Source organism: Corynebacterium sp. HMSC074A09 (assembly GCF_001811545.1).
In the GTDB taxonomy this organism is placed as follows: Bacteria; Actinomycetota; Actinomycetes; order Mycobacteriales; family Mycobacteriaceae; genus Corynebacterium; species Corynebacterium hiratae.
In genome coordinates this window covers 1-334 of sequence record NZ_KV805105.1, presented here as the reverse complement: position 1 = coordinate 334, position 334 = coordinate 1, and the positions used below count along the sequence as shown (strand labels likewise).

At 57.2% G+C, this 334-nt stretch carries 1 protein-coding gene; it reads left to right on the top strand.

Annotated features, from left to right (window positions below; translation table 11 throughout):
- The coding region (locus HMPREF2807_RS01405) for an integrase core domain-containing protein (RefSeq protein WP_158010519.1) at positions 1-327 on the top strand (327 nt) is incomplete at its 5' end.
- Between the last annotated feature and the right edge of the window lie 7 nt (positions 328-334).

Genomic DNA, 334 nt, shown 5'->3' with positions numbered 1-334 from the left:
CTGGTGTTTCACGCTGACCGTGGAACGCAATTTACCAGTGAGAAGCTCTGGGAGGTATGCCGCAGCCTGGGCATTGCTCAGTCTGTGGGGCGTACTGGTGTGTGCTTCGATAACGCGATGGCTGAGTCGTTCTGGTCGACGCTTAAAACCGAGTTCTACGACCGTAAGCGTTGGTCTACCCGTGATGCCGCACGTAAGGCCGTTGCCTACTGGATTGAAGTCGTCTACAACCGTCGGCGCCGGCACTCCGCCCTCGGGATGGTCAGCCCCGTCGACTTCGAGAACCACACCGGTTCAACCACCAGCAGAAAAGAAATAGCTGCCTAACCACTAG